The organism is Streptomyces sp. NPDC060205 (assembly GCF_042728395.1).
Taxonomy (GTDB): domain Bacteria; phylum Actinomycetota; class Actinomycetes; order Streptomycetales; family Streptomycetaceae; genus Streptomyces.
This window is the reverse complement of sequence record NZ_JBHWZP010000557.1, coordinates 1-3,460: the sequence shown is the minus strand read 5'-3', so window position 1 is coordinate 3,460 and position 3,460 is coordinate 1. Positions and strand designations below refer to the sequence as shown.

2 protein-coding genes and 1 pseudogene are annotated in these 3,460 nt (G+C 73.8%); all 3 read left to right on the top strand.

What is annotated here, in order from left to right; genetic code table 11:
- Window positions 1-154, top strand: a pseudogene (locus ACFWGJ_RS42835) (xanthine dehydrogenase family protein subunit M); the annotation flags it as partial.
- Window positions 151-2,280, top strand: coding sequence for a xanthine dehydrogenase family protein molybdopterin-binding subunit (locus ACFWGJ_RS42830; RefSeq protein ID WP_387334379.1), 2,130 nt, complete (start codon window positions 151-153; stop codon window positions 2,278-2,280). The pseudogene ACFWGJ_RS42835 and the gene ACFWGJ_RS42830, both read left to right, overlap by 4 nt.
- On the top strand, window positions 2,273-3,427 hold the full coding sequence (locus ACFWGJ_RS42825; RefSeq protein WP_387334378.1) for an XdhC family protein: 1,155 nt from the start codon (window positions 2,273-2,275) through the stop codon (window positions 3,425-3,427). Before ACFWGJ_RS42830 ends, ACFWGJ_RS42825 begins: the two co-directional genes overlap by 8 nt.
- Window positions 3,428-3,460 lie beyond the last annotated feature (33 nt).

Below are 3,460 nucleotides of genomic sequence, written 5' to 3'. Positions count from 1 at the left end.
CGGCGGACCCGTCGACGCCGCGGCCTTCGCCGCGGCGGCCGACGCCGAACTGGCGGCCGCCCGGCCGCTGCCGCACAACGGATACAAGGTGACACTCATGCGCAACCTCGTCGTCGCCGTACTGAGCGAACTCGCCGAGGAGGCCGCCCGATGACCACCACCACGACCGGAATCAGGGCGGTACCGGCCGTCGGCGCTGCGCACACCCGCGTGGAGGGCCGCGACAAGGTCACCGGAGCGGCCCGCTACGCGGCCGAGATCCCCTTCACCGAACTGGCCCACGGCTGGCTGGTGCTGTCCACGGTCACCCGGGGCCGCGTCAGCTCGGTGGAGGACGGCCCGGTCCTGGACATGCCGGGCGTCCTCGCCGTCCTGCACCACGGGAACGCCCCGCGCGTCGACACCGACTACGTCGGCATGCTGGGCATGCCGCCGGACCCGACCATCGCCGTCTTCCAGCACGACCGGGTGCCGCACGCGGGCTGGCCCGTGGCGCTGGTCGTCGCCGAGACCTCCGAGCAGGCCAGGGAGGCCGCCGAAGCACTGGTGGTGCACTACGAGGAGGAGGCGCACGACGTCACCTTCGCCGGAGAACACCCCGACGCGTACTCCGTTCCCGGCCCCGGCGGCCCCGCGGTGACGGAGAAGGGCGACCTCGAAGCCGAACTGGCCGCGTCCGCCGCCGTCCTGGACGCCGAGTACACCACGCCCGAAGAGCACCACAACTCGATGGAGCCCCACGCGGCGACCGCCCTGTGGGACGGCGGCCGTCTTGAGGTCGTGGACTCCAACCAGGGCACGATCTGGGTCGCGGCCGAACTCGCCAGCCTCTTCTCGCTCGACCCGGCCTCGGTGCACGTGCGCTCCGAGCACGTCGGCGGCGGCTTCGGCAGCAAGGGCGTCCGCGCCCACCAGGTCGCCGCGGTGATGGCCGCGACGATCCTGTCGCGCCCCGTGCGGGTCGTCATGACCCGCCGTCAGATGTTCTCGCTCGCCGGCTACCGCAGCCCCACGACCCAGCGGGTCCGGCTCGGCGCCGACGCCGAAGGACGGCTGCTTGCGCTGGAGCACAGCTGCCTGAGCCTGACCTCCACCGTGCACGAGTTCATCGAGTCGGGCGCCGGTGTGGCCCGCGTGATGTACGACGCCCCCGCCCACCACACCGCCAACCGCGTCGTACGGCTCGATGTGCCGAGCCCGACGTTCATGCGCGCCCCCGGCGAGGCGCCCGGCTCGTTCGCGCTGGAGTCCGCCCTCGACGAACTCGCCGAGAAGCTGGGCATCGACCCGATCGAGCTGCGCACGCGCAACGAACCCGAGGTGGGTCCGGTCTCCGGGCTGCCGTTCAGCACCCGCAACCTCCCCGCCTGCTTCGAGGAGGGCGCCCGCCGGTTCGGCTGGGCCGACCGGGACCCGCGTCCGGGCGTGCGCCGGGAAGGCCGCTGGCTGATCGGCACCGGCACGGCGGCGGCCTCCTTCTTCGTGGGCGCGATGCCGTCCACGGCCGCCGCGACCGCGGAGGCCGACGGCACCTTCACGGTACGGATCAACGCGGCGGACATCGGAACGGGCGCCCGCACGGCGCTCACCCTGATCGCCGCCGACGCCCTTGAGGTGCCGACCGACCGGGTGCACGTGCGGATCGGCGACAGCGACTTCGGCCCGGCGATGATCGCCGGCGGGTCGATGGGCACCCGCTCCTGGGCCTGGGCGGTCACGGCCGCTGCCGCTGAACTGCGGGAGCGGCTCGCCCTGAGCGACGGCATCCCGCCGGAGGGCATCACCGTCCGGTCCGACACCACCGCCGCCGTCGGGGCCCTCGCACAGAAGGAACGGCACTCCTTCGGGGCGCAGTTCGCCGAGGTCGCCGTGGACGTGAGCACCGGCGAGGTGCGTGTGCGCCGCATGCTCGGCATGTTCGCCGCCGGGCGGATCATCAACCCGCTCACGGCCCGCGGTCAGCTCACCGGCGGGATGATCTGGGGCATCTCCATGGCCCTGCACGAGGAGGCGGTCAGGGACCGGAACACCGGCGCCCTGTACGGCGCCGACCTCGCGGGCTACCACGTCGCCTCGAACGCCGACGTGCCGCTCGTCGAGGCGGACTGGGTCGACGACCCGGACCCGGACGACCCGGTCGGGATCAAGGGCATCGGCGAGATCGGCATCGTGGGCGCCGCGGCGGCGATCGCCAACGCGGTCTGGCACGCGACCGGTGTACGCCACCGCAACCTGCCCATCCGGCCGGACCGCGTCATCACGGCGGGAACGCATGTTTGACATCGCCGACGAGCTGACCCGCTGGGTCGAGGAGGGCCGTGAGTTCGCCGTGGCCACCGTGGTGGCCGTCGGCGGCAGCGCACCGCGCGGCCCGGGCGCGGCCCTCGCCGTCGACAGCGAGGGCACGGTCATCGGCTCGGTCTCCGGCGGCTGCGTGGAAGGAGCGGTGTACGACCTGTGCGTGCAGGCGCTCCAGGACGGCGGGAGCGTCCTCGAACGGTTCGGCTACAGCGACGAGGACGCCTTCGCGGTGGGTCTGACCTGCGGCGGGGTGCTCGACATCATGATCACCCCGGTCGCCGCCGAGGCACCGGTCCGTGAGCTGTTCCGCTCGGCGCTGTCGGCCGTCACCTCGGGCGAACCCAGGGCACTCGCCCGGGTCGTCCGGGGCCCGGCCGAACTCCTCGGCAGGGCCCTGCTGGTGCACCCCGACGGGACGTACGAGGGGTCGTACGGCAACGGCTCCGCGGAGCTGGACCGGACGGCGGCGGCCGAGGCGCGGGCGATGCTGGACGGCGGACGCACCGGCACCCTCGACCTCTCGGAGGACGGCAGCAACTGCCCCGGCGGGCTCACCCTGCTCGTCGAGTCGAACGTGCCGCCGCCGCGGATGATCGTGTTCGGTGCGATCGACTTCGCGGCGGCGCTCGTACGGGCCGGCAAGTTCCTCGGCTACCACGTGACGGTCTGCGACGCCCGTCCCGTGTTCGCCACCCGGGCCCGCTTCCCCGAGGCCGACGACCTGGTCGTCGACTGGCCGCACCGCTATCTGCGGGGCACCGCGACCGACGGGCGCACGGTGCTGTGCGTGCTCACCCACGACGCCAAGTTCGACATCCCCCTGCTGGAGCAGGCCCTGCGGATGCCGGTCGCGTTCGTCGGGGCGATGGGCTCGCGCCGCACCCACGCGGACCGTGACCGGCGGCTGCGCGAAGTGGGCCTGACCGAGGCCGAGCTGGCGCGGCTGCGGTCGCCGATCGGCCTCGACCTCGGCGCCCGTACGCCCGAGGAGACCGCTCTGTCCATCGCGGCCGAGATCGTCGCGGCCCGGCGCGGCGGAACGGGCGCGCCCCTCACGGGGACACGCACCCCGATCCACCGCGACGGCGTGCGGCGGGACGCGACGGAGGCCGCGGAGGCCGCCTGAGGACCGGGAACGGGGCCCGGCCGTCGATCATGA